At 62.4% G+C, this 24,955-nt stretch carries 23 protein-coding genes and 1 tRNA gene; 14 read left to right on the forward strand and 10 right to left on the reverse strand.

What is annotated here, in order from left to right; genetic code table 11:
• Positions 1–259: 259 nt before the first annotated feature.
• Positions 260–1,645, forward strand: a complete 1,386-nt coding sequence (locus tag JQ507_27350) for a sensor histidine kinase (GenBank protein ID QRI68599.1) — start codon at positions 260–262, stop codon at positions 1,643–1,645.
• Positions 1,642–2,970, forward strand: coding sequence for a sigma-54-dependent Fis family transcriptional regulator (locus JQ507_27355; protein QRI68600.1), 1,329 nt, complete (start codon positions 1,642–1,644; stop codon positions 2,968–2,970). The genes JQ507_27350 and JQ507_27355 overlap by 4 nt, the downstream gene beginning before the upstream one ends.
• Positions 2,971–3,553: 583 nt before the next feature.
• Here JQ507_27355 and JQ507_27360 read toward each other — a convergent pair.
• Positions 3,554–4,237 (reverse strand): GntR family transcriptional regulator, encoded by a 684-nt coding sequence (locus tag JQ507_27360; GenBank protein ID QRI68601.1) that lies wholly within the window; start codon positions 4,235–4,237, stop codon positions 3,554–3,556.
• A 181-nt stretch (positions 4,238–4,418) separates the two neighbouring features.
• On the opposite strand from JQ507_27360, the gene JQ507_27365 reads away from it, so the two are divergent.
• The 6 genes from JQ507_27365 (at position 4,419) to JQ507_27390 (ending at position 11,269) form a co-directional block, all read left to right on the forward strand.
• Positions 4,419–5,036 (forward strand): RraA family protein, encoded by a 618-nt coding sequence (locus JQ507_27365; GenBank protein ID QRI68602.1) that lies wholly within the window; start codon positions 4,419–4,421, stop codon positions 5,034–5,036.
• Positions 5,037–5,069: 33 nt separating this feature from the next.
• Entirely contained in the window at positions 5,070–5,969 is a 900-nt protein-coding gene (locus JQ507_27370) for an NAD(P)-dependent oxidoreductase (GenBank protein QRI73535.1), read from the forward strand.
• 64 nt (positions 5,970–6,033) lie between these two features.
• Positions 6,034–7,020 (forward strand): TRAP transporter substrate-binding protein, encoded by a 987-nt coding sequence (locus JQ507_27375; GenBank protein QRI68603.1) that lies wholly within the window; start codon positions 6,034–6,036, stop codon positions 7,018–7,020.
• Between the two features lie 10 nt (positions 7,021–7,030).
• On the forward strand, positions 7,031–8,962 hold the full coding sequence (locus JQ507_27380) for a TRAP transporter large permease subunit (GenBank protein ID QRI68604.1): 1,932 nt from the start codon (positions 7,031–7,033) through the stop codon (positions 8,960–8,962).
• A gap of 7 nt (positions 8,963–8,969) precedes the next feature.
• Entirely contained in the window at positions 8,970–9,803 is an 834-nt protein-coding gene (locus tag JQ507_27385) for an amidohydrolase family protein (protein QRI68605.1), read from the forward strand.
• Between the two features lie 80 nt (positions 9,804–9,883).
• Positions 9,884–11,269, forward strand: a complete 1,386-nt coding sequence (locus JQ507_27390; GenBank protein QRI68606.1) for an MFS transporter — start codon at positions 9,884–9,886, stop codon at positions 11,267–11,269.
• Between the two features lie 123 nt (positions 11,270–11,392).
• Here the strand turns inward: JQ507_27390 and JQ507_27395 are convergent, their stop codons facing one another.
• The 5 genes from JQ507_27395 to groES form a co-directional block, all read right to left on the reverse strand.
• Positions 11,393–11,572 (reverse strand): hypothetical protein, encoded by a 180-nt coding sequence (locus tag JQ507_27395; GenBank protein QRI68607.1) that lies wholly within the window; start codon positions 11,570–11,572, stop codon positions 11,393–11,395.
• Positions 11,569–11,793 (reverse strand): hypothetical protein, encoded by a 225-nt coding sequence (locus tag JQ507_27400; protein ID QRI73536.1) that lies wholly within the window; start codon positions 11,791–11,793, stop codon positions 11,569–11,571. The genes JQ507_27395 and JQ507_27400 overlap by 4 nt, the downstream gene beginning before the upstream one ends.
• A 307-nt stretch (positions 11,794–12,100) precedes the next feature.
• On the reverse strand, positions 12,101–12,556 hold the full coding sequence (locus JQ507_27405) for an Hsp20 family protein (GenBank protein QRI68608.1): 456 nt from the start codon (positions 12,554–12,556) through the stop codon (positions 12,101–12,103).
• 1,117 nt (positions 12,557–13,673) lie between these two features.
• A complete protein-coding gene (gene groL / locus JQ507_27410) occupies positions 13,674–15,299 on the reverse strand; it encodes a chaperonin GroEL (GenBank protein QRI68609.1) in 1,626 nt (541 codons plus the stop codon).
• A gap of 48 nt (positions 15,300–15,347) precedes the next feature.
• Positions 15,348–15,662, reverse strand: coding sequence for a co-chaperone GroES (gene groES, locus JQ507_27415; GenBank protein ID QRI68610.1), 315 nt, complete (start codon positions 15,660–15,662; stop codon positions 15,348–15,350).
• A 1,390-nt stretch (positions 15,663–17,052) separates the two neighbouring features.
• Between groES and JQ507_27420 the strand changes: the two genes are divergently transcribed.
• Entirely contained in the window at positions 17,053–17,514 is a 462-nt protein-coding gene (locus JQ507_27420; GenBank protein QRI68611.1) for an Hsp20 family protein, read from the forward strand.
• 85 nt (positions 17,515–17,599) lie between these two features.
• Complete coding sequence (locus tag JQ507_27425) at positions 17,600–18,091, forward strand: Hsp20/alpha crystallin family protein (protein ID QRI68612.1); 492 nt, start codon at positions 17,600–17,602, stop codon at positions 18,089–18,091.
• Positions 18,092–18,301: 210 nt separating this feature from the next.
• Here the strand turns inward: JQ507_27425 and JQ507_27430 are convergent.
• The 4 genes from JQ507_27430 to mnmA all read right to left on the reverse strand — a co-directional run bounded on the left by JQ507_27430 (position 18,302) and on the right by mnmA (position 20,808).
• Positions 18,302–18,378 (reverse strand) — tRNA-Met (locus tag JQ507_27430).
• A gap of 116 nt (positions 18,379–18,494) precedes the next feature.
• Positions 18,495–18,824, reverse strand: a complete 330-nt coding sequence (locus JQ507_27435) for a hypothetical protein (protein ID QRI73537.1) — start codon at positions 18,822–18,824, stop codon at positions 18,495–18,497.
• Positions 18,825–18,946: 122 nt separating this feature from the next.
• Positions 18,947–19,585, reverse strand: a complete 639-nt coding sequence (locus JQ507_27440) for a methyltransferase domain-containing protein (GenBank protein ID QRI68613.1) — start codon at positions 19,583–19,585, stop codon at positions 18,947–18,949.
• Between the two features lie 26 nt (positions 19,586–19,611).
• Positions 19,612–20,808, reverse strand: coding sequence for a tRNA 2-thiouridine(34) synthase MnmA (mnmA, locus tag JQ507_27445; protein QRI68614.1), 1,197 nt, complete (start codon positions 20,806–20,808; stop codon positions 19,612–19,614).
• Positions 20,809–21,168: 360 nt separating this feature from the next.
• On the opposite strand from mnmA, the gene JQ507_27450 reads away from it, so the two are divergent.
• From JQ507_27450 to JQ507_27465, 4 genes are all read left to right on the forward strand, one after another.
• Positions 21,169–22,758: a flagellar hook-length control protein FliK gene (locus JQ507_27450; GenBank protein ID QRI68615.1), complete on the forward strand. Its 1,590-nt coding sequence runs from the start codon at positions 21,169–21,171 to the stop codon at positions 22,756–22,758.
• 10 nt (positions 22,759–22,768) lie between these two features.
• Complete coding sequence (locus JQ507_27455) at positions 22,769–23,491, forward strand: flagellar biosynthesis protein FlgD (GenBank protein ID QRI68616.1); 723 nt, start codon at positions 22,769–22,771, stop codon at positions 23,489–23,491.
• A 480-nt stretch (positions 23,492–23,971) separates the two neighbouring features.
• Entirely contained in the window at positions 23,972–24,154 is a 183-nt protein-coding gene (locus tag JQ507_27460) for a hypothetical protein (GenBank protein QRI68617.1), read from the forward strand.
• Positions 24,155–24,522: 368 nt separating this feature from the next.
• Positions 24,523–24,672 (forward strand): hypothetical protein, encoded by a 150-nt coding sequence (locus tag JQ507_27465; protein QRI68618.1) that lies wholly within the window; start codon positions 24,523–24,525, stop codon positions 24,670–24,672.
• The last annotated feature ends 283 nt before the right edge of the window (positions 24,673–24,955 follow it).

Genomic DNA, 24,955 nt, shown 5'->3' on the forward strand with positions numbered 1-24,955 from the left:
AAATCACGTCGTTAATTGGAGCGTTGCGGTTCGCTGGCCGTCGGCTTTGAAGACACCGCGTCCGCAATCACGACGCCCGCCGATGGCACGCGCGACGCAGCGGCTGCCAATGCCATGATCGGCGGGCCCGGATGGAATAAGCCGGCATGGCGCGGGCTGTGGGTTCCGTGCATACTCGGATGACGGTTTCGGAACGAGGTTCGGCGAATTGTTTCCACGCTCGATAGTCGGTTGGTTCGCCCTCTGCTGGGGATTGTTTTTGATCGCTGCGATCATCGTTGGGATCATGCTCGTTGCCCTCTACAAAGAGACGACGAGCCAGCGCATCGAGCGCGCGCAGACGACGTTGGTTTTGTCATGCGACGCGATTTTGAATGAAAGCGCACGCCTGCCGGTAGCCCGAGAAGGCAGCGGCGTCGCGCAAGCGTTGGAAGCTTTCAAAGGCGTCGAAGGCGGCGTGTGGCAGGCTGGAACCGGTTCCCTCGCTTATGCGTTCCCAAGCTACGAAGGCAGCGGGGTCAAGACGGACCTCCCGCAAGCGGAGGAGCCTACGATCCGCCAGGTCGCTGAAACCACGGTATCGAGCAACAGGCCTGTGGCCTGGAAGCGCGAGGGCACGTCGCAGATACTTTTGATCCAGGGTTGCCCGTTCGCCGACAAGTCCGGACGCGCGGCTTGGACGATGATGCGCGTCGTCAACGTAGCGGAGCGGCCGTTCCTTCTCGTCGCGACCGGTCTCTCGCTATTGCTCGTCGTGCTTCTCGGCTCTGCCGCACTCCTGGGCCGGGTCTTGTGGCGGTGGTCGCTGCGCTTGCGAGCGATCGAAAAAGCTCTCGCGGCCGGGTCCCAGGATCTACCCTTGCTGGCGGTCACCGGACAGCGCGACCTGGACCGGATCGTCCATGCGATCAACGGTGCCGGTGCGGCCGCCTCCGACGCACGTCGAAGTTCCGAGCGTCTTCAGAAGCAGGTCGCCGCCGCAGAGCGCCTTGCTGCGCTCGGACGGGTCGCCGCCGGCGTGGCGCACGAAATACGGAACCCGATCACGGCCATGAGGTTGAAGGCCGAGAACGCACTCGCGGAACCTGGAGACCCATCGCGTGCGAGAAATGCCCTGAGCGTCGTGGTCGATCAGGTCGCCCGGATGGAGCAGCTGCTGCAGAACCTGTTGCGCTCCGTTCAGAGTTCGAAAGTCGATCGACAGGAAGTGTCCGCAATCCGGGATTTCCTTTCTCAGCGCATTTCGCTCTTCGCCGAGCAAGCGGGCAAGAGGAAGATCACGCTCGAAGCCCCCGCCGAACTGCCCTGCCCTTTGTTCCTGGATGCGTCGCAGATCGGCCGCGCGGTTGACAATCTGCTCCTCAATGCGATCCAAAACTCCGCCGACGGCACGACCATCGCTGTCCGGGCGAGGGCGACGGACGATCGCGTTGCGATCGCCGTCGAAGACCACGGCTTTGGCGTTCCGGACGACGTTCGAGATCACCTCTTCGAGCCCTTTGCGACCGGACGCGCCGAAGGCACTGGTCTCGGCCTCGCTATCGTGCGGGAAATCGCGGAGGCTCACGGCGGCCAAGTCCTGCTGGAGCATCGAGACGACGGCACGACCTTCACGATCGATCTGCCATGCGGAGCGCCGACATGACCCGCGTACTGATCGTCGACGACGACAAGGTGCTGCGCGACGCGATATGCGAGACGGTGCGCGACCTCGGATATGAGACAAGCATGGCTTCGAACGGGAAAGAAGCGATCCGCGCGGCCGACGCTCACAGGCCCGACGCCGTACTGCTGGATCTTCGTATGCCCGATATGAACGGCCTCGACGTGCTTCGTCATTATCGCGAGATGGGCGACAAGCGGCCGCCAGTCGCGATAATGACGGCCTTCGCCAGCGCAGCCAACACGATCGAGGCGATGAGGCTCGGGGCATTCGACCATCTCACAAAACCGGTGGGACGGGACGATCTCTCATCGCTGCTGCGCCGGATGACGAGGCCGCGCGTCGCGAGCCGCGAGGCCGGGCGGCCGGAGGACGAAGACACGCCGGGCGATGATCTCATCGGCTCGAGCGCGGGCATGCGCATCGTTCAGAAGACCATCGGCCTTGTCGCCGACACCGACACGACGGTGCTGATCACCGGCGAGACCGGCACGGGCAAGGAAGTCGTGGCGCGCACCATTCATCGCGCCGGGGCGCGGTCGGTTGGTCCTTTCGTCGCTCTCAATTGCGCAGCCATTCCGACCGATCTGCTCGAAAGCGAGTTGTTCGGACACGTCAAAGGCGCATTCACGGGCGCCGTAGCGGAGCGCAAGGGAGCGTTCCGGGATGCGGACGGAGGCACGCTCTTTCTCGACGAGATCGGGGACATGGATCTCGTGATGCAGGCAAAAATCCTGCGAGCCATCCAGGAACGCGTCGTGACGCCCGTCGGCGGACGGTCTCAGCCGCTCGACGTTCGCATCATAGCGGCGACCCATCGGGATCTCGCGACTTGGGTGAGGCAAGGAAAATTCAGGGAGGATCTCTTCTACCGCCTCAACGTCGTGCCGATCGCGCTGCAGCCTTTGCGGGATCGAAGCGAAGATATCATTCCACTCGCTCGACACTTCCTGAATGCGGCGGGCAATCGATCGACCGAACTCTCCGCCGAAGCCGCCAAACGACTCAGCTCTCACGACTGGCCAGGCAACGTCCGCGAACTGCGCAATGCCATGGAACGCGCCGCCATCTTTAGCCGCAGCACGACGCTGGACGTCGACGATTTGGACTTCCTCTCGTCGTCGGCCGGCGCGGAAACGCAAGGCATCGTCGCGGAGGACCTGCCGGCAGCGCTCGAGCAACTCGAGCGCAAAATGATCACCACTGCCCTCGCCCAAAGCGGCGGCAATCGAACAGAGGCCGCCCGAAAGCTCGGGATACACCGCCAGCTGCTGCATACCAAGATGACGAAGTACGGGCTCACCTGACGTTGCCAAACGCAAGAAAGAGACATCGTTCCCCCTTCGTCATCTAGGGGAGCAGGTCCTCCGAGACGTCCATCCGCAGCACGTCGAGCAACAACGCATACTGACGTTGGTATCGATTGTCCGGTCCGTGCAGTTGAATTGGCTTGCTTGCGAAGACTGTTGCTTTGAAAGGCGCTCTGAGCAAGTTTGGCATGGGAGCATGTCATCGCTGCGGCCCGCATAGGTATACGTTCCACCGGCATTGCGAACGCACTTGTTGCCGCTCTTGGTCAAGCCGCCCTGGAAGGCCTCGCGCGTCTTGGCGTGGTTGCCCCAATACATCATCGTCGCCGACGGTGTGCGGATGTGCCGCGCGCCACCACTCCGCGTTCTGGAGCAAGATAAGGCCGCGGGCCAACCACGATTCGGCCTTCGCGCGGTTAGAAGTTGTCGTAACCCCGATTTCCTTGGACAGTTCTGCGTAAGGCGTTCGCGAGCCCGTCGGACAGTTCAGATCCTACCGGCTATGAGCGGTGAAGCGCAGCTAAGAAACCAAAAAACGCACAACCGACGGCAAGTACGCCGTGACAGAGCCGCTCGCTCCTTACTGAGTATCGGAGGGGGCGATTGGCCGTTTCTCGCGCCAATTCTCGCGGTGCTGAAGGACACGGGCGTATGACATCGTAAGATGGAGCTGCATCGCGCGTCGCCCGAGCTGTCCATCGCGCAGGCGTGCTGCGATCGTGATGTCCTCGTGATGGTGAAGGCTCTGAGCGAGTTCTGCCGGTGAGTACAGAAAAAACGACCGCACCACGATCGGCATGTCGATCATTGGCTCGAGGATCGCACGGAGCCGAGGCGAGCCGGCGAACTCGAGTAGGGTGCGATGAAACTCCCTGTTGGTCGCTTGAATGACCGAGATCGACTCGTCGTCGCCTTTTGCGATGGCAGATGCCATGATCTGGTTGCTTGCCTCCAGGCGCTTGGCAAGCTCCTCGTCACCTCGCGCCACTGCGCGTTCGGTGGCATGCGCTTCGAGCAAGATGCGGAGGCGGAACGTCTCCTCAATGTCGGCCTCGCTCCATTCCGTTACGTGAATGCCTTGGCCGGCGTCCGTCGTCGCGAGTCCGTCCTCAACCAGCCTTCTCAGGGCTGCCCGCACCGGCGTGCGGCTAAGACCCAGCTCTCTCGCCAGCGGTTCTTCCCGAAGGTGGAAACCGGGCGGATAATGCCCGCCGACAACCCTCAATCGTAGAACGCTGTAAGCCCGGTCCTGTCCACCCGCCATTGCCTCCCCCTAAACGAGAACTCGCAGCTTAGTCCCAAGGGAATTCGCAAGGCAATGGGGATTGCTCGCAATTGTACAAATAGTGTACTATTTTCAATCTTATTGGCTGAGTGTCGTGAGAATAATTGACATTTTGTATTTTTTTTGTTTTTAAGCAACAAAACAGGATGGGGAGGACGGCATGACCGAACTTAAGAATGTGAGCGGGCTTCCGGCGCTGATATTCAAGGACGTGGCGACCGCGGTTATCAGCGACAATCTTGAGCGCATGCCGGGCGCAACTGGGTTGCGCCCCTTTCACCGAGGCGGATCCATGGTCGGCCTTGCTTTCACGATCAGAACTGCCGCCGGCGACAATCGCGCCATTCATCAGGCCCTCGAATTGTTTCGCCAGGGGGACGTCCTCGTGATCGACGGCGGGGGCGACACAAGCCGCGCTCTGGTCGGCGAGATTATTGCCGAAATCGCGGCACGTCGTGGTGCAGCGGGCATCGTGGTCGATGGCGCGATCCGTGACGCTGGGGCGCTCGGGCGTTCGGATTTCCCCGTTTTTGCGCGCGCCGCGATTCATCGTGGTCCCTACAAGAATGGGCCCGGCCAGACGAATGTAGCGGTCTCGATCGGTGGCATGGTCGTGCAACCCGGCGACATCGTCGTCGGTGACGAAGACGGCGTCGTCGCATTCCCGCCCTCAATCGCCGAGGACCTCATCCGCTCCGTCAAAGAGCAGGAGGCCAAGGAAGATGCGATTCTGAAGAGCGTCCGCGATGGCACGTACAAGGGAGCGTACGCGAAGTAGCGCCTCAGAAGATTTTAGATCGAGGAGGATGATCTGTTGGGCAAGGTTCAAGTCAGGCTTGGCCTCGTGGGATATGGTGAGATCGGCAGCACGCTCGGGGCGGGTCTGCGTAATGCCGGGCTTCAAGTCGTTCATGCCTACGACAAGTATGCGTTCGATGGCCCGTTTGCCTCCCTGATCCAGCGCCGCGCCGCCGAAGCCGGCGTTACGCTCGTCCGCTCGAATCGTGAACTCAGCGAGTCGGCGGACCTCATCATCAGCGTGACGCCCGGATCGGCTTCGCTTGAAAGTGCTGCGGCCTTCGTGGGCTGCCTAGGCGCGCAACATACCTTCGTCGACTTCGCTTCGGCGACGCCGAAGATCAAGGTATCGGTCGCAGATACTCTAGCATCAAGTGGAGCGCTGCTTGCGGATGCGTCCATCGAGGGGACGCCCAAGAACGGCTACGCAATGCCTATCCTGTCGAGCGGGCCGGCCGGCGAGCGCGTCCGGGATCTGCTTAATCCCTGGGGCATGAACATCACGTTCGTAGGTCGCGAACTTGGGCGGGCGTCGGGGATCAAGATCCTGCGCTCCGTCTTGCTCAAGGGGATCGAGGCGCTGACCGACGAGATGATGCTGGCTGCCCGCCATTACGGTGTGGATGAGGTGGTGCTCGCTTCGGCCTGCAAGACGTTAGCGCGCCCTTGGATGGACACCGTCGAGAGTCTGGTCCCGTCGGGCGTGATCCACGCGAAACGCCGCGCTGAGGAACTGGAGATGTCGGCGGAAGCGATCGCGGACGCTGGTATCGAACCCGTTATGGCGCGCGCTATCGTCGCCCGCCTTCGTTGGAAGCAGGGATTGGGGCTCAAGGAGCATTTTCAGGGCGTCGAGCCCGCCGACCACAAGGTGGCAATTGACGCCATGCTTGCGAGGCTGCCGCCACATTGAACGCCGGCCAGCAGGGCCGGCCCGTCCAAAAAAACAAGAGTTCAAGTCCAGGGAGAGATACATCATGACGCTATCGAGACGCCATTTGCTCGCAGCCGGGTTGTCCGCGCCGCTTATCGTCCGTTCGAATTTCGCGAGCGCGGCACAGCACACATTGAAGATGGTCTATCCCGACACGCCGTCGCACCCGTTCATGGGAGTTGCGCTGCGCTTCGCCGACAAGGTCAAGGAAAAGACGGATGGGGGCGTCGAGATTCAAGTCTATACGACCGGACAACTGGGGTCGCAGGTCAACATGTTGACCGGCATGCAGACCGGCATTGTCGACCTCTGCTGTCACACGTCGGGCTTCATCCAGACGCTCTACCCGAAGTTCATGGTCGTCGACCTCCCGTTCCTGTTCAAGGACGCGGCGTCAGCTGAGCGAATGCTTGACGGGGAGATCGGTCCCAAGTTGCTGGAGGAACTGCCTGCAAAGGGCATCTATGGCCTTTCATATGCACATTTCGGCTGGCGCGTGACATCGACGACAGGTCGCTCTCTGGCGACGCCTGCCGAGGCGAAAGGAATGAAAATCCGCGTTCAGCCCGGCGCGATCTATGCCGCGATGTTCAATAGGCTCGGCGCCAACCCCGTCCAGGTTGACCTCTCTGAGGTGTACCTTGCGCTCTCCCAAGGTGCCATCGAAGCCATCGAAACGCCCATGATCTCAATGGCTGCATCGAAGCACGATGAGGTCATCAAAGTCATCACGAAGACTGACCACGTCTACAACCCGGGCGTGATGATGGCGAGCAAGCGCAAGCTCGACGGCCTTGCCACGAAGTACCAGCAGGCCATACGCGAGGCGGCGCACGACCTGAGAGCGGATGCGCGCGCCACCATCGCAAGAGCCAGCGAGGAGACCGAGGCGCGGTTTGTCAAGCAGGGGATCAAGATCCAAGGCGCCGATCGCACAGCCTACCGCACGGCCCTGCAGCCCGTTTACGACCAGTTCCGGCCGACTATCGGAGCGGAACTGATGGACGCCGTCCTGAGCCAGGCCGGTTGAGGGGCAGTTCATGTCGGAAGCGAGCGGCATTGAGTTGGCCGACGAGGTTCATCTCGGGTTGAAGCCGCCGGTCGATTCTCCGCCAGAGCGCGGCGCGTTCGTGCGCGTGTACGGTCAAATGATGTCCGCGATCGACACAGCGGCGCGCGTGGGGCTGTTCTTCGTATTGGTCGGCGAACTCGGGCTCATCTTGGTGGAGGTCGCCCAAAGAGGGCTGAGCGGTCACTCGTTCCTGTGGGCCGAGGAGGTCTCGCGCCTCGCCCTTCTGACCATTGCGTTCGTCGGCGGCGCCCTGGCCTATCGCGGCCGCCACCACACGGCCGTAGCGCTCGTGACTGACATGCTACCACTCGCCGCCCGGCGCGCAGTCCTGGCAACCATCGACGTCACCATTCTCGTCGTTGCGGTGGTCTCGTTCCTCGCTGCCATCGACCTGCTTGAGATCGATGCGCAGTCGATCATGCCAATGTTGCAGTGGAACCTCGGTCTCACGGTCGTGCCGTTCATTGCGGGGATGGTCCTCGTAAGCCTTTTCGCTGTCGAACGCCTCCTGAAAGTCCACAGGGTGCTCCCGATCCTCCACGGCTGCCTCATTCTTGGCGTCGTCGGAGCGCTCGTGTCTACCATCCGCGTTGTGCCCGGGATGCAACTGGGGACCGGATCCGGCCTCGTGCTGATGCTGCTCTTTTTCTTCGGGGCGATCCTCTTCGGCTTGCCAGTCTCGTTCTCGATGCTCGCCGGATCGATCCTGTTCTTGCTCGCGACCGATCTCGCCCCCATTGTCGCTATTGCCCAGAACACCATCGATGGCTCGGGCCATTTCATCCTCCTCACACTGCCGTTCTTCATCTGGGCCGGAATGGTCATGGAAAAAGGCGGCATTAGCCGGCGGCTCGTGGCGCTCGCAATGGCCCTGGTCGGCCATTTCCGCGGCGGCCTGCTGCAGGTTGTCGTAATGACGACCTATCTCGTTTCGGGAGTCTCCGGATCAAAGATCGCAGACGTGGTCGCGGTCGGTTCGGTCATGCGAGAGGAGCTCGAACGCAAAGGTTACCGCCTGAGGGATGGAGCGGCGGTGCTATCAGCCTCCGCCGCGATGTCGGAGACGATTCCCCCCAGCATCGCCATGCTTGTCCTCGGATCTGTCGTGCCGGTCTCGATTGGCGCGATGTTCATCGCCGGGCTCCTTCCGGCCGCGGTCCTGGCCGCGATCCTGATGATACTTGTGTATGTCATGTCGGTGCGCAATCCGACGGCGAGTGTTCGACAAGCCACGCGCAAGGAGATCGGCCAATCGGCCCGCGGAGCCGTGCTCCCGTTGATGATGCCAGCCATTCTCGTCCTTGGCATCAAATTCGGCGTGGCGACACCTACCGAAGTTTCGTCCGTAGCCGTCCTGTACGGCATTCTACTCTGCATGCTGGTTTACCGCTCCATCGGCTGGCGGACCTTCGTGACCGTCGCGACCGAGTGCGCGGTGATGTCCGGAATGGTCCTCTTCATCATTGCAGCGGCCGGCTCATTTGCGTGGATCATGGCAGCGGGAAATCTCCCGCAATACCTGGCCTCGATGCTCCATGCGGTCGGCGACAACCGCTATCTCTTCTTCGCCGGCTCCATCGTCATCCTGGTGGTCGTAGGCTCCCTCCTCGAAGGGCTGCCCGCGCTCATCATTCTCGGCCCTATCCTGTACCCGATGGCGACCCAGCTCGGCATCGACGGTGTCCATTACGCGATGGTGCTCCTGCTCTCGATGGGTGTCGGCATCTTCATGCCGCCGCTTGGGATTGGCTTTTACGTGGCCTGTTCTGTCATGGGTACGAGCGTGGAGGACGCCTCGAAGGCAATCGCCCCCTACATCCTCGCCCTCCTTCTGGGCATCCTGTCCGTAGCGGCGTTCCCGATCTTCTCGCTCGCGCTGCTGCACGTGTTCGGGCGCTGAGGCCTCAATGAAGGAAAGTCCGAACGCTCGTATCATGGCAAGTTTTGCCGGCGCGGCCGATTGCCACTTCCACATTATGGACGCAGCCTTTCCCACCGTGCCGAATGCAGTCGTCAGCAACATGACCGCATCCGTAGACCAGTATCGCGTATTTGCGGCCGAGAGAGGCACAACGCGCGGCGTCGTGGTGCAGCCGTCTCTCTACGGTACGGACAACCGGCACACGCTGGGCGCCGCCGCTGCGCTAGGCTCCGGTTACCGCGCAGTGGTGGTAATCAACGATCGTCTCGCGCATGATCAAATTTTCGAACTGCATGTGCAAGGTGCGCGGGGCGCTCGGTTCAATCAAGTCCAGGTCGGCAGCACCACCATGGATATGATGCCGAACGTCGCACGGTCGATCGCAGACCTCGGATGGCACCTCCAGTTGCACATGAAGGCGAGCGAACTCGCGCGGCACGAGGCGATGCTCAGCGATTTGCCGGTGCCACTGGTCATCGACCATTGCGGACGGGTTGAGCCCGGCGATCCAGCCCGCACAGGCCTTGATACGTTGCTGCGCCTTCTCGAGGGCGGACGGACCTGGATCAAGCTCTCGGCTCCTTACCTCAACACGAGATCCGGAGCACCGTACTACGACGATGCCGTCGCGATCGCGCAGCTTTTCGCCGACACCAACGAAGATCGCGTTCTATGGGGCTCTGATTGGCCGCACGTGACCGAAGCCGACAATCCGCCGGCTCCCGGGCCCCTCGCCGAGTTCCTGGTATCATGCCTGGGCAATGACGTCCGGCTTCGCAAGGCCCTCGTGGACAATGCAACGGCCCTCTACGGGTTCTGAGCCGCTCGCCGGCGACGGGATCGCATGTCCCTGAAGATCGCGATGACAGGGATGAAGGTCGACAAAAGGAAGGTCCGACGATGTCGCAAGTGCTGGGGGCAAACGCCGAGAACAAGGCTTCTGCAAAATCGAACTATCGATGGGTCGTGATGACCCTGATCTTCTTCGTTTACACGATGGCCGCCGCAGACCGCGCGAACATCGGCATCGTGCTGCCGTTCGTGAAGAGCGAATTCAACATGACGAACACCGAGGCCGGTGCGATCGTCAGTCTCTTCTTCATCGGCTATTCCGTCGCCCAGATTCCGGCCGGGTTCGTGGTGAAGCGTTTTGGCGTGCGGATGATCTTCCCGCTCTTCATGATTTTGACGTCGGTCTTTACGGGACTACTGGGCACGGCGACGTCGGCTCTGCAAATGAAATTCAACCGGCTGGCGCTCGGGCTGGCTGAGGCTCCGCTGCCTGTCGCGATGCTCTCGACCATGAACCACTGGTTTCCGCCAAAAGAAAAAGGAACAGCGGTCGGCATCTTCCTTGCGGCTGCAAAGTTCGGACCGGTCCTGGTGCCTCCGATCGGTGCCATCGTGATCGCCTCCTTGGGCTGGCAATATATCTTCTATATTTGCGCTGTTCCCGGAGTCATCTTCTCTGTACTTTGGTACTTTCTCGTCACCAACGATCCGGCGCAAAGTCCCTTTACGTCGAGCACGGAAGTTGAGCACATCCAATGCGACTCGCCGCCCGCCCCTTCGGATGCGGCCGGCGGGATTCCCTTGGTGGCTGGGAACAGGAGGCGTAACTTCGGTGGGATGGACAGGCTTATTCGTGCCAGGACAGTCCGACCAATCGCCACAGTCTCGGAGACTTTCCGCTCCCCCAATATCTGGGGACTGGCCATCGGATATTTGATGATGACGGGCATCATCAATGTCATCCTCGCTTGGCTTCCGACCTATCTGACGACCGAGAAGAAATTCTCGATTCTGAACGTAGGCTTCGTGGCAGCGGCTCCTTTCGTGGGTGGGGTGCTCGGAAACCTACTTGGCGGTCTGCTCTCCGACCGCGTGTTCGACAAGCGCCGCAAACCCACCATCGTCATCACGGCTCTGTCCAGCGTATTCATGATGTACGCCCTCATTCATGCGCCGAGCGATCCGCTCCTTCTCGGAGGAGCACTTCTCGTGGCGGGGCTACTTCTAAATTTGGGATATTCATCGTTCACGGTCTATCCGGCAGGGTTGACCACCAAGGAGGCTTATCCGCTCGCGGTCTCCGTCGTAAACACCGGTGGCCAGGCTGGCGGCGCCTTGTTCCCGTTCCTGACCGGTGTGATCCTCGACGCATATAGCTGGGATTCTGTCTTCCTTTTCCTGGCCGCCTCGTCCTTTATCGCCCTCGTGGTCATGATGTTCGTTGTGGAGCCGGTCGAAGATCCTGCGTTCCGACAGGCGGCGGCAGGGCGATAATAGTTGCGCCAGTCCAAGTCTGCCCATCGCAGCTACCCGACGCCTCCACTCGGGTCGGCGAGACGTCGCGTCCTGGCGCGCACACGCTGGCCTGCCAGTGACAGACCCGCCGGAGGTGGCACATCACGCCGCGCGGGCGCGCAGCTCAGGCTGGCGAAGCTTGTCCAGCAGTTGCTGCTCTTCGTGGATGCGTTGACGAAAACGCTCGCGCTCCAGTTCCGAGGTCGCGGTATCAAGGAGATACTGGTAATGACCGATGATCTTCTCGCTACCGCGAATGAGTATTGCCCGAAGGTCGATCATGGGTGGTTTTCTCCCGATGTTCCGGCGGCCGGGATCGACGTCGGGCGTGCGCCGAGAGGCGGGACGCTAGATGCCTCACGTTGCATGGCATCAAGCTCCTCGGCGAGACGCCGCTCGATGAACTGACGCTCCAAGTCGGAGAGCTGCGTACCCATAAGCCAGCGATAGCGGCGGATGTTGTTTCGGTGCGCTCGCAGTTGTTCAAGGCGCCGGTCGATCAATCCGGAATGTTGCGTCTCCTTCGAGCAATACCTTGACGACCACCGGGCTTCAATCCTGTCCACGACTTGCTTTGGCAGCCTGATATCGGTCATGGCAGGCTCCTAGGCTGCAAGGCGACGCATTTGTCGAGCGCATGCGAGGTGCTTACCACGCAGCGGATACTCGAACTTTCGTGGGTTCTGGAATGATGGCTTCAGATCATTCAGACAGGTAAGCGCGGTCGTCGGCCGCATGGCTGCCTCCGTTCTGTAGACGATATCGATGTGAAGGCTGCGTGCCGATTTCCGGCACGCAGCTCGGGCCGGGTCAGGCCGCAGATTCGAGCTGTCGCAGCGGCCCCGTCTGCGCCGCGTTGATCGCAATCCGCCGCGGCCTCATCGCCTCGGGGATTTCGCGCGCAAGCTCAATCTTGAGGAGCCCGTTGTCGAATGCGGCGCCTTTGACCTGGACGTAATCGGCCAGGCTGAACTGCCGCTTGAACCTCCGGGTAGAGATGCCACGGTAGAGGTATTCGCGCTCGGGCTTTTCGACCTTGTTTCCTTCGACGGTAAGTACGTTCTGCTCGGCCGTCACCGAAATCTCGTCGGACGAGAAGCCTGCGACTGCGAGTGCAATCTGATAGCGGTCTTCCGCCAGCCGTTCGATGTTGTAGGGGGGATAGTTGTCCTCCTCGCCCGACCGATTGGCCATCTCGGCGAGATCGAAAAGACGGTCGAAGCCGATGGTTGACCGGAAGAGAGGAGAGAAGTCGTATGTGCGCATAGCCAAATCCTCCAGGGAGCAAGATGGATATGAACGGCACCGGGACACGACCGGTGCCCGTCTGGTCTGGGTCCGGATTGGCACCCAAACACCGCCCCGTTAAGTTGGGGTGGCGCGGCAAAAATTAGGCAGCAGATTGATCGCGTCAAGAGCCACTCAGAAAAAAACTTGCGGTCCTCGCCGGCCCCTCATGATGATTCCGTTGGACGCTCCAGAAACCTTGCCGCGCCAGATCTGCTGCGATGTATAGGCCGCATGGATGCCGCCCCTTCCTGACATCCGATCGATGCCTTGCTGAGAGCTGAAAACTTCCCTTCTCGACGCTTCAGAGGTGCTCGCTTGCGCTGGGAGCCGGCGCGATCATGGCGACCGAGAAGAAACATACCGCCTCGTCGCAAGCCACCTCCGGCGTGCCGCAGAGACCGGCATGACCAAGCGAAGGGGTTGGAGGCGATCATGCGCGCAGACGCGATCGCGCGAAGCCATAAATCGCGAGGCGTATCGCCGAAGCTCTTTGGCCTGCTTCAAGAGGCACGCGACTACTGTCGGCATCACCACAGGTTAATAGCACAGGGTCTTTGCCTGCAAAGTCCCTGCGCTACTTCCCACTCGAGCAACGGTCAGCTAAGCGTCGGACAGCGTTGGGTCCGATCCTGACCAGGTTGCAGGATGCCCCACGGCGTCACGTTGGGCGACATCAGTATGTCGATCCTCAGCCTTGGAGCTTCCGCTTTCCACTGCATCCAGCGCATCGACTCGAGGTGCGCAATCGGCGGCGATGGCCGAACGTCAGCGGGTATTGCGGTCGTTCTGGGCGGACTATTCAACCCCCAAGCAGCCAGAGATGGCATCGCCAGCGCCGATGCCAGCGACGCCGTCAGAAGACGGCGCCATAGGCGCTGTGTGGAGTTCTTGCGCTTCTCCGCACGAGCGGAGCCAATGGTGTGATCCATGATCATCTCATCCTCCTGTCGTTAATATTGACCCATGCGATGGTTACGAAGCTTGAGACCGCGTGCGAGCGGCGGCGTCTGTATGCGCTCCTATCTGTCTGCGGTCTCCTTGACCGGCAAAAATCGCGCCCGGCCGCCACGCAAGCGGCCGGGCGCGGCATCTGTCAGAAGTCCATTGGTGGCGCGGCCGTTGAAGCAAGCTCAGCTTTCTTGGGCCTGTCGGCCACCAGCGCTTCGGTAGTGATCAACAGCGAGGCCACCGAAGCCGCATCCTGCAGGGCGGTTCGCACGACCTTGGCCGGATCGATCACGCCGGCTTTCACCAGGTCCTGATATTCGCCGGTCGCCGCATTGAAGCCCCAGCTATAGCTGCTGCTTTCGAGGAGCTTGCCGACGACGAGCGAGCCGTCCTCACCCGCATTCTGGATGATCTGCCTGGCCGGGACCTGGATGGCGCGGCGAACGATGTCGACGCCCGCCTTCTGGTCGGGATTCGCCGTTTTGACACCATCGAGCGCCTTGAGCGCACGCAGCAATGCCACGCCGCCACCGGGAAGGATGCCTTCCTCAACAGCAGCACGTGTCGCGTGAAGGGCATCGTCGACACGATCCTTGCGCTCCTTGACCTCGACTTCGGTTGCGCCGCCGACGCGGATGACCGCCACACCGCCCGCCAGCTTCGCGAGCCGCTCCTGCAGCTTCTCGCGATCGTAGTCGGAAGTGGTATCCTCGATCTGGGCCTTGATCTGCGCGACTCGCGCCTCGATGTCCTTCTTGGCGCCGGCACCGTTGACGATGGTCGTGTTCTCCTTGTCGATCACAACCTTCTTCGCGCGGCCGAGCATGTTGAGCTTTACGTTCTCGAGCTTGATGCCAAGGTCCTCGGAGATTGCGGTGCCGCCGGTGAGGATTGCGATATCCTCAAGCATCGCTTTGCGACGATCGCCGAAGCCGGGCGCCTTCACGGCCGCGACCTTAAGTCCGCCACGCAGGCGGTTGACGACAAGCGTCGCAAGGGCTTCGCCTTCAACGTCCTCGGCCACGATGAGGAGCGGCTTGCCGGATTGGACCACCCCTTCGAGCAGCGGCAGCATCGACTGCAGCCCGGACAATTTCTTCTCGTGGATCAGGACGTAGGGATCTTCGAGCTCGACACGCATTTTCTCGGTGTTGGTAACAAAATAGGGCGAGACATAACCGCGGTCGAACTGCATGCCCTCGACCACCTCGAGCTCGGTATTGAGGTGCTTTGCCTCCTCGACCGTAATCACGCCTTCATTGCCCACCTTCTGCATCGCATCGGCCAGGAAACGACCGATCTCGCTGTCACCATTGGCGGAGATAGTGCCGACCTGGGCGATCTCGTCATTAGACGTGACTTTCTTCGCGTGGGTCTTGAGGTCGTTGACGATGGCGTCGACCGCGAGATCGATGCCTCGCTTGAGATCCATCGGGTTCATCCCGGCCGCAACCGATTTCGCGCCTTCCTTGACGATGGCCTGCGCCAGAACAGTCGCCGTGGTCGTGCCATCACCGGCGAGGTCGTTGGTCTTCGAAGCAACCTCGCGCACCATCTGGGCGCCCATGTTCTCGAACTTGTCTTCGAGCTCGATCTCCTTGGCGACAGTAACGCCATCCTTGGTAATGCGCGGCGCGCCAAATGACTTCTCGATCACCACGTTGCGCCCCTTCGGACCGAGCGTGACTTTCACCGCATTTGCCAGCGTGTCCACGCCCCGCAGCATGCGCTCGCGGGCCTCGGTTGAAAATTTGACTTCCTTGGCAGCCATGATCCTGATCTCCTTTCTATTCGATGACTGTCAGCCTCTTTTGCGCCCTTAGGCCGCCTTCTTCAGCTTGTCGTGGTGTTCGACGACGCCGAGAAGATCACTCTCCTTCACGATCAGCAGATCCTGGCCATCGATCTTCACCTCGGTGCCTGACCACTTGCCGAACAGGACTCGATCTCCGGCCTTGACGTCGAGCGGGACCAACTGGCCTTGCTCGTTTCGCCCGCCGGGACCCGCGGCGATGACCTCGCCTTCTTGCGGCTTCTCCTTTGCTGTGTCGGGAATGATGATGCCGCCGGCGGTCTTTTCCTCGGCGTCGATGCGGCGCACGAGCACGCGGTCGTGCAATGGACGGAAATGCATGCACATCCTCCTTGATTGGGTATAGCGATGTCATAGACCGGGGCCGGAACCGGCCCCCGGCGGGAAAGGAATTAGGTTTGTGGCAGGGGGCTTCAAGAGGTCGGTCAAAAAATTTCGGCGGTCCATTTGGTCGACTGCTAAACTACTATCGATGGCGACCTTCGACGCTTCGCGACGCCTCACCGCTGCCGCAGGTTCGTGCAAACTGTAAACGACCGTCATTCCATGTAGTCCGGGGGTCGGCTTGCCCGGCTTGAGAAGCTCAGGAAGCTTTCCGCACAAGTGCAAGGCGTGCCTGAGGACCGACGCGTGAAGTTGGGCGCCGACCCGGGCAAGCTTCATGGATTCGTCCAGAGGATCCTGCCATCAATCCGGCAATTCCTAGAGCTCGGATGCGCCCATGCCTCCGGATGAGCGAGGGGGACGACGCACAAGGCGCCGAGCCATCGCCTTGGATGCAGCGGTGGCCGCATGGGCCGAGCGGGGCCTTACGATATTTTCCGAGGACTTTCTCTGCTGGCGTAGTCCTTCGATCGTGATCCGGCTCTGCGGCCTGCGAGCGCTCGCGCCGGAGATCTCCGATGCTGTCGCCGGCCGCAACGCGGGAATACGCGAGGCACTGGCGCACAGCAGGAGAAAGAGCGCACTTTGTGCCTTGTACCGCGCGGACGGGCGACTGGATTCCGACCCGCATAGGACGGTCTCTCCTCCGGCCGCACAGACGGACCATTTCCACCTGCCGCGGCCGCGTCTCTTCAGCACGATGTCGAATGCCGCGAAGCGGTCGTCTCCGGTTCGAGAGGGGAAGTTGGTCATAACGACGCCTCCGCGCTCGAGGGTGCGCCGAGATGTTTCGGCATGGTAAACGAGACGGGGAACGCTTCGGACCAGTGCCGCGAGGCGGCCCGCTCCTCTGACAATCGACCTTCGATATACTGACGCGCGAGGTCCGAAAGCCTGGTCTTCAGCAGATGTCCATACCTGCGAGTGTTACCGCGGCGGGCGCGGATACGGGCAATATCTTCATTGAACATTGTCGCCGCTCCAGACGGTCGTTGTTGTCCTTTTCTGCTTCGAGAAACGGGAATGAATTCCCGGTGGAGAAAAAATATTCAGGGCGCTCCCGCTGTCAAGCGGCGGCCGCCTGCCTTGCAAGCAACCCTTAACGTCCCTGCGTTGCGCGAGCTCCATGATGCGGCGCGGCATCTAGGGCGTCGAAAAATTTTCGCTGTCCCTCTTGAATCGGCTTGTCGTTTTTCTAACTCGTTTTCTGCCGCGAGAGCGGTGTATCGGACGCCGTCATGGGTCCGGTGCGGGCGCCGGGCGTCCGGTTTTCGGACCTGTCGTCTAGCGTTCCTTCGTAACCATCTTGCTCTTTGGAGGACTTGGTATGAGGACCACCTTCGACTTCGCGCCCCTGTGGCGCTCCACCATCGGCTTCGATCACCTGGCCGGTCTCGTCGACGGCGCGCTGCGCCACACGAGCGAGGACAACTACCCGCCCTACAACATCGAGCGTTCCGGCGAAAATCACTACCGGATCTCGCTGGCGGTCGCAGGCTTTGGCGCCGACGACATCAACGTCACAGCCGAGCAGAACGCGCTCACCATCGAGGGCAGGAAGCCCGAGAAGACCCCCGGCGAATATCTGTACCAGGGCATTGCGGCGCGTCCGTTCCGGCGCGTGTTCAACCTGGCAGAGCATGTCCAGGTCAAGCAGGCCTCTTTCAAGGATGGGCTCTTGATCATCGACTTGGTCCGCGAGGTCCCGGAGGCCATGAAGCCGCGCCGGATCGAAATCGCGAGCGGCGCATCTTCCCCCTCGCAGATCGAGCAGAAACAGGCAGCCTGACCGCTCGATCGAGGTTGATGATCACAGGACGCGGCGCGCCGACGCACAAGACGCGCTCCTCGTCCCACGCATGAAGGAGAAAAACATGGCAATCCGTGATCTCGTTCCCTGGTCGAGAAATCAGGAGCTCGCGCCTTCGCGCGGCAATTACGACCCATTCATCACGCTTCACCGCGAGATGAACCGTCTGTTCGACGACGCATTCCGCGGCTTCGGCACGCCAAGCCTGGTCCCCTTGATGGAAGGGCGGTTCGGCTGGCCGAAGCTCGAGGTCAGCGACACCGACAAGGCGGTGATGATCTCGGCCGAACTTCCCGGCATGACGGAGAAGGACGTGCAGATCGAAATCGCGAATGGCATTCTGACCATTCGCGGCGAGAAAAAGGACGAGCGCAGCAGCGAAGGCAAGCACTTCACCGAGCGCACCTACGGTGCCTTCGAGCGGCAGATCGCGCTGGAAGACGTCGAAGAGGATAAAGCGGAGGCCTCGTTCAGGAACGGCGTCCTGACGATCTTGCTTCCGAAAGCGGAGAACCCGAGAGCGGGCGTCAAGCGCATCGCCATCAAGGCCCAATAGGTACGATTACAGCCGGCGGCGTCAGCCGCCGGCTCATCGATCTGCAACACCGTCCCACGAAAGGAGCGTAAAGGGAGGCAACAAATGACCAATGCCAACACGAACTCCGGCAACATTCGTTGCTGGCTGCCCGTCAATTGAACGTCCAGAACTTCCGCTGTCCAGCCTTCCGGGATGGGTATGGGAGACAGGGTAAGTGCTTGAAAAACATGGTAGCGGGAGAGGGACTTGAACCCCCGACCCCAGGATTATGATTCCCGTGCTCTAACCAGCTGAGCTACCCCGCCATGGGCTCGCGATCGGCGGCGTGGAGCCGCTGCTTGCGAACGCGCGGCATATAAAGAGTGGCACGCGTACCTGTCAAGCAAACGCGGGCGGGGCTGCAAACTATTGCAGCCAGAGGCTATTTCGGCCTGACCGATGGGTCGCCACCGGGGCTGCCGGGCGGTGGAATCACCGGCGTATTGCCGCTTGGCAGGGTCGGCGCGCGCATTTCGGGATCGACACCGGCCGGCGGGCACAGCACGCCGTCGGATCTGGCGAGTTTATCGCCCAGCGAGGAGGCCACCTGCCCGGTGGTGGTTCCCTCCGGAACCGCCGCATCGGGATGCGACGGCTGCGGGGGCGCGCAGTTCCGATTCTGGGCGATGCGTGCCGACGCCTCTGGCGCGGTATGCGCCGGCGGTGTGGCAAGTGCGGGCGGCGCCTGCGCCGTGGCGACGAAGGGCGCCAACGTCAACGCACAGGACAAAGCAAAAGACAATGCAAGTGTCCGACTGCCGCGTGTCCAGTTGATCCTCATGATGAGAGAACCGGAACGGCGCGCCGATGTTCCCGGTCAAGATTGCGCAAGCCTCACGATTTGCGGAAGCGGATCAGCGAAAAATGCCCCATCGGCGGCATCGGCCTGCGTTCGGCGAGGCTAACGCCGCCATGCCTTGCCGCCCAGTTGGTCAGCCGCGCCCACGGGAACTCCGGACGCCAGCCGAGCCGCCGCGCCAGCGGTGCGAAGGCGAGCTCGAAGACGCGGCGCGCCCCGCTCTCGGCGCCGATGTGGTTGACTAGGATCAGCTCTCCGCCCGGCTTCAGCACGCGAACGAAATCGTCGAGCGTCGCCTCGGGATCGGGCACGGCGGTGATGACGTATTGCGCGACCACCGCGTCGAAGAACGAATCCGGGAACGCCAGGTTCTTGGCGTCCATCACCGCCAGCGTCTCGACGTTGCTGAGGCCCAGCGCGCGCACGCGCTTGAGCGCCCGCCGCAGCATCGGTTCGGAAATATCGACACCGCACAGTTTCGTGGTGCGCGCATATTCCGACAGCGACAATCCGGTGCCGACGCCGACGTCGAGCACGCGTCCGCCGATCCGGTCGGCTTCCGCGATGGTCGACTGACGGCCCTGATCGAACACCTTGCCGAACACGAGATCGTAGATCGGTGCCCAGCGGCCATACGCCTTTTCGACCCCTTCGCGGTCGATATCCCCAGCCATTCCCTGCCCCGACGCCTCGTATTTCTCTATCCGCGAACTGCTTCCGCGAGCTGCGCCATCGTTTCCTGCGTCGCGGCCCGCACCGCGCGGCTCGCGCTCGCGCTTCTGATGAAGCCGCCGCCCAGCACCCGCGCCTGACCGGACGGCGCATCGTAGAACACGCAGGCCTGGCCGGGCGAGACACCCTCCTCGCCCGCGACGAGCTCGACCTCGTAGCCGCCATCGGTGGCGCGCAGCCATGCCGGCTGCGGCGCGCGCGTCGAACGCACGCGGACATAGATCTCGATGCCCTCGCCGATCACGCGATCCAGCGCGCCGTCGCCGATCCAGTTGACGTCGCGCAGTGCGATGCGATCCATCCGCAACGCCTCACGCGGCCCGACCACCACACGACGCGTCGCCGCGTCGAGCTTGACCACATAGAGCGGGTGGCCGGAGGCGATGCCGAGGCCCTTGCGCTGGCCGACGGTGAAATGAACGATGCCCTGGTGCTGGCCGACGACGTTGCCGGCGAGGTCGACGATGTCGCCCGGTGCAATCGCATTCGGCTTCAGCCGTCCGATGATGTCGGTGTAGCGGCCGGTCGGCACGAAGCAGATGTCCTGGCTGTCCTGCTTGTCGGCGACCTCGAGCTCGAAGCGCCGCGCCAGCTCGCGGGTCTGCGGTTTGGTCATGTCGCCGAGCGGAAAGCGCAGGAAGTTGAGCTGCTCGCGCGTGGTGGCGAACAGGAAATAGCTCTGGTCGCGGTCGGCATCCGCCGCACAGACCAGCGAGCGCGCCCCGTCGGCAAGCCGGCGCGAGGCGACATAGTGCCCGGTGGCGAGCGCCTGCGCGCCGAGCTCGCGCGCGGTCGCGAGGAGATCGCGGAACTTGACCGAGCGGTTGCACTCGATGCACGGCACCGGCGTCTCGCCGAGCGCGTAGCTGTCGGCGAAATTGTCGATCACCGATTGCTTGAAGCGGCTTTCATAGTCGAGCACGTAATGCGGGATGCCGATCCGCTCGGCAACATTGCGCGCATCATGGATGTCGCGGCCGGCGCAGCAGGCGCCCTTGCGATGGGTCGCGGCGCCATGGTCGTAGAGCTGCAGCGTGATCCCAACCACGTCGTAACCCTGCGACTTCAACAGCGCAGCCGTCACCGACGAGTCGACGCCACCGGACATCGCAACGACGATCCGTGTGTCTTCAGGGCGGCCTTCAAGATCCAGACTGTTGAGCATCTCTAAGCGGTCATTGGTCACCGTCGCGGCGAGCTGATGCGCTCCGTGACGAAATTGGAAAAAGCCTTTTGTCCAGAAAGCCTTAGAGCACATCCAAGGCCGGGTCGGTTGGTTCGGGACGCGTCGGAGGCCACTCTTAATATAGGCCGTACTCCGGGGAGGCAATCCGGCGAAAACCGTAGCTGGCCGCGTGCGGACGGCAAATCTTGCCGCCAGGCAAAAAGGAGACTCGCCGGGAACCGGTTCCAGCCCGCCATCGCTGCCAATAACCATCTGAAATAACTCGGTATTTATGGCGTCACCCCGTTGGCCCGCTCCTTGCTGACAAAACGCTGGAAGTCTCATTTGCGAGGGTTGGCAGTGGTCAGCGTGACGTCGGAAGCATTGGCAGGCCGGTCCTTTCAGGGTTCGGCGCAGCGGTCGGCGCGGCCCGATCCCGCCTCGCAGGCGGGGAATGACGGCTTTGCCGCGCTGGTCGACAGCAACACTGCGTCCACGAGCGACAACAGCCGCCACGACTCCCAGCCGGCGCCCGCACGCAGGTCTGACGATTCGTCTTCGACGACCGACGCGCGCTCGCGTGACAACAGCAAGGCTCCGGACCCAACGTCACGGGATTCCGGCAATTCGCGCGACGACAACAAGGTCGACAGCAACAGCGACGCACCGCGCAAGACCAAGTCGAAATCGAAAGCGGACGATCAGAAGTCGAGCAGCGATACGCAACCCGCCGGCGACAAGGCTACGACGCAAGCCGTGCCGCAGCCGGATGCATCCAACACGGCAACCGCCGGCGCCGCGCTTGCCGTTCCCGTTGCCGCGGCAACGGCGACCGACCCGACCGCGACGGCGGCTGCGCCATCCAGCCAGCCGGCCGCACCTCTCGCGATCGCGGCTGCGGCCATCGCGGCAAGCGCGGCGATCACCGGTACCACCACCACCGCCGGCGTCGGAACGCCGGCCGGTGCCGGCACCGCAACCGCGGCGACCACCGCGGCGAATGCCGACAAGGTCGCCAAGGCGGCCGGCGTCAAGACCGAGGGACAGGTCGCCATCGCCGATGCGGCAACGGCTGCGGGCGCAGCGACCGCGACCGGCGACGCGACACTCGCCGCCACGGTCGCGGCGGGCACGCCTGCGACCAAGACGACACCGCAAGCCAAGGTGCAGCTGACCACGAAGGACGCGGTCGCGACGGCACCTGCCGGCCAGGACGCCGCAGCCCAGGGCGGCAACGGCACGGCGCAGGCAGCGCCGACCAACATCGTTCCCGCCGTCACGCAGCCGGCTGCGGTTGCCGGCAAGGCGAAGGCCGACGCGGACGGCGCAGCCGACGCCATCAAGGCCGACGCGGGCGGCGACGGCAAGGCCGCGCCGGCGGCCGGCGGCCAGGCCACCGCGCAGGCCCAGCCCACGACGCCCGATCCCGGCGCGCAGGCGGCGAACACACTCCAGCCACAACTCGCCACCCAGACGACGCCGTCGGCGACCGCGCAATTGACCGTCACCAACGCCGCGCAAAACGCCACGGTGCCGCTCAGCGGGCTTGCGATGCAGATCGCCGCCTCCGCCAAGAGCGGCAAGAGCCGCTTCGAGATCCGGCTCGACCCCGCCGAGCTCGGCCGCATCGATGTCCGCATCGATGTCGACCGCAATGGCCAGGTGACCTCGCATCTCACCGTCGAGCGCCCGGAAACGCTGTCGATGCTGCGCCAGGACGCCAACCAGCTGCAGCGCGCGCTCGACAATGCCGGCCTGTCGACCGGCAATGGTGGATTGCAGTTCAGCCTGCGCGACCAGTCGCAGTCGGGCCAGAACAACAACGGCCAGTCCAATCCGAACGCCCATCGTTTGATCGTCGCCGAGGAGGACAGCGTCCCCGCCGCAGCGGCCGGCCGTTCCTACGGCCGCGCAACCGGCGCCCTCGGCGGCGTCGATATCAGAGTGTAAGGAGTTCACCATGGCAGTCGATGCAACCATGCCGACACCGGTCGTCTCCGGAAAGGCCAACAACAGTGGCGCGAGCTCCGGAAGCAGCGGCACCGGCACCGGCATGACGACCTCGTCGCAGGGTATCGCCGACAACTTCCAGACCTTCCTGACGCTGCTGACCACACAGTTGCAGCACCAGAACCCGCTCGATCCGCTCGACACCAACCAGTTCACCCAGCAGCTCGTGCAGTTCGCCGGTGTCGAGCAGCAGTTGAAGTCCAACGATCAGCTCAAGCAGCTGATCGCGATCGAGAAGAGCGCGCAGTCGACCCAGGCGCTGGTCTATGTCGGCAACACGGTGGCGGTCGACGGCAGCAAGACGCAGTTCAACAAATCAGCGACCTGGAATCTGGTGTCGCCGCAAGCCACCAGCGCCACCATCACGATCACGAGCGCGACCGGCCAGACCGCCTATTCCGGCAATTTCAACCTGAAGCAGGGCAACGCCAGCTTCGTCTGGGACGGCAAGGGCAATGACGGCACGCAATGGCCGGCCGGCACCTACACGCTGACCGCGACCGGCAAGGATTCCAAGGGCAACGACCTGGCCATCTCGACCGAGATTCAGGGGATGGTCGACTCCGTCGATCTCACCGCCTCCCCGCCGCTGCTCTCGATCGGCGGCCAGACCTACACCACCGACAAGGTCAAGCGCGTGGTGCGCGGCACGACCGGCGGCAGCGGTAGCTAAGAAGTCAAGGCTTCGCTGCATCCTGCCGATCGGACCCTGAGTTTCGCGAAAGCTGCACGCGCGCCTTGAGCGTCGCGTACGCCACATACATCGCTGTCGTCCCTGCGGAAGCACACGACTTCACCGTCCGCCGCATGCGCACTCGTCAGTTGCGCAATCGGCGTCCACCGCATCTCACCATCTCACCGCAACACTCCTGACGATGCGCAGCACCCCTCGGGTGAGACGGAGCAACCACACATCGCGCTCGATTTCTGATAAAGAGAAATAGATTTCGGGCAAATCAGTGCCACGGCTCGTTGAACCCGGCATCTGCCCAAGCAGTCAACAGACACAATCAGCAACAAAATTAATTCCATGTAAGCTGCCTGTAAGCAAGCCGGCGTTATCTTTTGTGTACCGCGCTTGAGCGTCGATTCTGCCCCTAAACTTCGCAGCAGCTACAGGCTGGTCCCCTCGACCACCGGCAAGAGTAAGCTCGTGACCCCGACACGCCCCACCCCACCAGAACTCGCCCAGGGCTCCCGCCAGCCCGCGGCAGCGATCCATCCTCAGCTCGCCGAGACGATGGCCGAGAATGCGCGCCTCAAGACAATCGCCATCAACGTCATGCTCGAGATCGCGGCGCTCCGGGAGCGGCTGCCGCCGGCCGCCGGCGAGTAAGAGCGCAGCCGGGATTTCGGGGCAGCCGCCCGATGCGTATCCCGACAATTTGCAGCGATCCGTAATCTGGTTGCACATTCATCTCGTTTGGGCAGAGCGGATGCCCTGACCGCCAGCCAAGAGAAATTTGCATCCCGAACTGCCGGCAGCGCTGATCGCAAGGCCGGCCGGTTCGGCGTCCATGCCTGGCGGCTTCAGGAAACAGTAAGCATCTCTGCGGAGAAACCGGCCGCAACGAGCGGGCGGCGTCGCCGTGTCAGCTGTGCGTAAGTGAGCGTCCGTACCATCCGGAGCTCGATACCTCCATCGCAGTTTCAGAAACCTGTTAGAGCCACACCATGTTTCCTCGGATATTGGGTAGTATTTGCATGGCGGCTGCATCGCTTCCAATCGCCATCCATTTGAAATTCGCCGTTTGGGAAGTCTGGTCGCTCGCGTTCCTCGTCGGGATCGGTGTTTATCTGCTTGGCGCTGAGCGGCAAGTGATCCGGCACGACGAACCACACCCCGGCGCCTAGCGACCCATCCCGGATTGGTCACCCGCGGGGCCGCGCGCATCGAGGCCCACCGTCATCATCTGCTCGCTTGATGAAAATTTGAATCGTGCCGCACATCGGCTGTTTGCCACGTTCGGGCACAAGCGCGCGCGCGACGCAACCAATCCGTTCAAACCACGGTTTTTGCTCCGGTTAGACGCAACACGGAGGCAAACCACATGAGCGACCCGAATGCGTATGCTGATCAATATTTGGCCATGGGACAGGGCACGGCTCCCGGAGACTCCTCGTCCGGATCAGGCAG

The organism is Bradyrhizobium sp. PSBB068, from assembly GCA_016839165.1.
In the GTDB taxonomy this organism is placed as follows: domain Bacteria; phylum Pseudomonadota; class Alphaproteobacteria; order Rhizobiales; family Xanthobacteraceae; genus Bradyrhizobium.

What these genes read in the sequence shown, in the direction of transcription:
- JQ507_27440 (QRI68613.1), bottom strand. Translation starts at nt 19,585, where the DNA reads ATGGCTGGGGATATCGACCGCGAAGGGGTCGAAAAGGCGTATGGCCGC.
- JQ507_27380 (QRI68604.1), top strand. Translation starts at nt 7,031, where the DNA reads ATGTCGGAAGCGAGCGGCATTGAGTTGGCCGACGAGGTTCATCTCGGG.
- groES (QRI68610.1), bottom strand. Translation starts at nt 15,662, where the DNA reads ATGCATTTCCGTCCATTGCACGACCGCGTGCTCGTGCGCCGCATCGAC.
- JQ507_27390 (QRI68606.1), top strand. Translation starts at nt 9,884, where the DNA reads ATGTCGCAAGTGCTGGGGGCAAACGCCGAGAACAAGGCTTCTGCAAAA.
- mnmA (QRI68614.1), bottom strand. Translation starts at nt 20,808, where the DNA reads ATGCTCAACAGTCTGGATCTTGAAGGCCGCCCTGAAGACACACGGATC.
- JQ507_27425 (QRI68612.1), top strand. Translation starts at nt 17,600, where the DNA reads ATGGCAATCCGTGATCTCGTTCCCTGGTCGAGAAATCAGGAGCTCGCG.
- JQ507_27465 (QRI68618.1), top strand. Translation starts at nt 24,523, where the DNA reads ATGGCGGCTGCATCGCTTCCAATCGCCATCCATTTGAAATTCGCCGTT.
- JQ507_27365 (QRI68602.1), top strand. Translation starts at nt 4,419, where the DNA reads ATGACCGAACTTAAGAATGTGAGCGGGCTTCCGGCGCTGATATTCAAG.
- JQ507_27455 (QRI68616.1), top strand. Translation starts at nt 22,769, where the DNA reads ATGGCAGTCGATGCAACCATGCCGACACCGGTCGTCTCCGGAAAGGCC.
- JQ507_27375 (QRI68603.1), top strand. Translation starts at nt 6,034, where the DNA reads ATGACGCTATCGAGACGCCATTTGCTCGCAGCCGGGTTGTCCGCGCCG.
- JQ507_27385 (QRI68605.1), top strand. Translation starts at nt 8,970, where the DNA reads ATGAAGGAAAGTCCGAACGCTCGTATCATGGCAAGTTTTGCCGGCGCG.
- JQ507_27395 (QRI68607.1), bottom strand. Translation starts at nt 11,572, where the DNA reads ATGATCGACCTTCGGGCAATACTCATTCGCGGTAGCGAGAAGATCATC.
- JQ507_27355 (QRI68600.1), top strand. Translation starts at nt 1,642, where the DNA reads ATGACCCGCGTACTGATCGTCGACGACGACAAGGTGCTGCGCGACGCG.
- JQ507_27405 (QRI68608.1), bottom strand. Translation starts at nt 12,556, where the DNA reads ATGCGCACATACGACTTCTCTCCTCTCTTCCGGTCAACCATCGGCTTC.
- JQ507_27420 (QRI68611.1), top strand. Translation starts at nt 17,053, where the DNA reads ATGAGGACCACCTTCGACTTCGCGCCCCTGTGGCGCTCCACCATCGGC.
- JQ507_27360 (QRI68601.1), bottom strand. Translation starts at nt 4,237, where the DNA reads ATGGCGGGTGGACAGGACCGGGCTTACAGCGTTCTACGATTGAGGGTT.
- groL (QRI68609.1), bottom strand. Translation starts at nt 15,299, where the DNA reads ATGGCTGCCAAGGAAGTCAAATTTTCAACCGAGGCCCGCGAGCGCATG.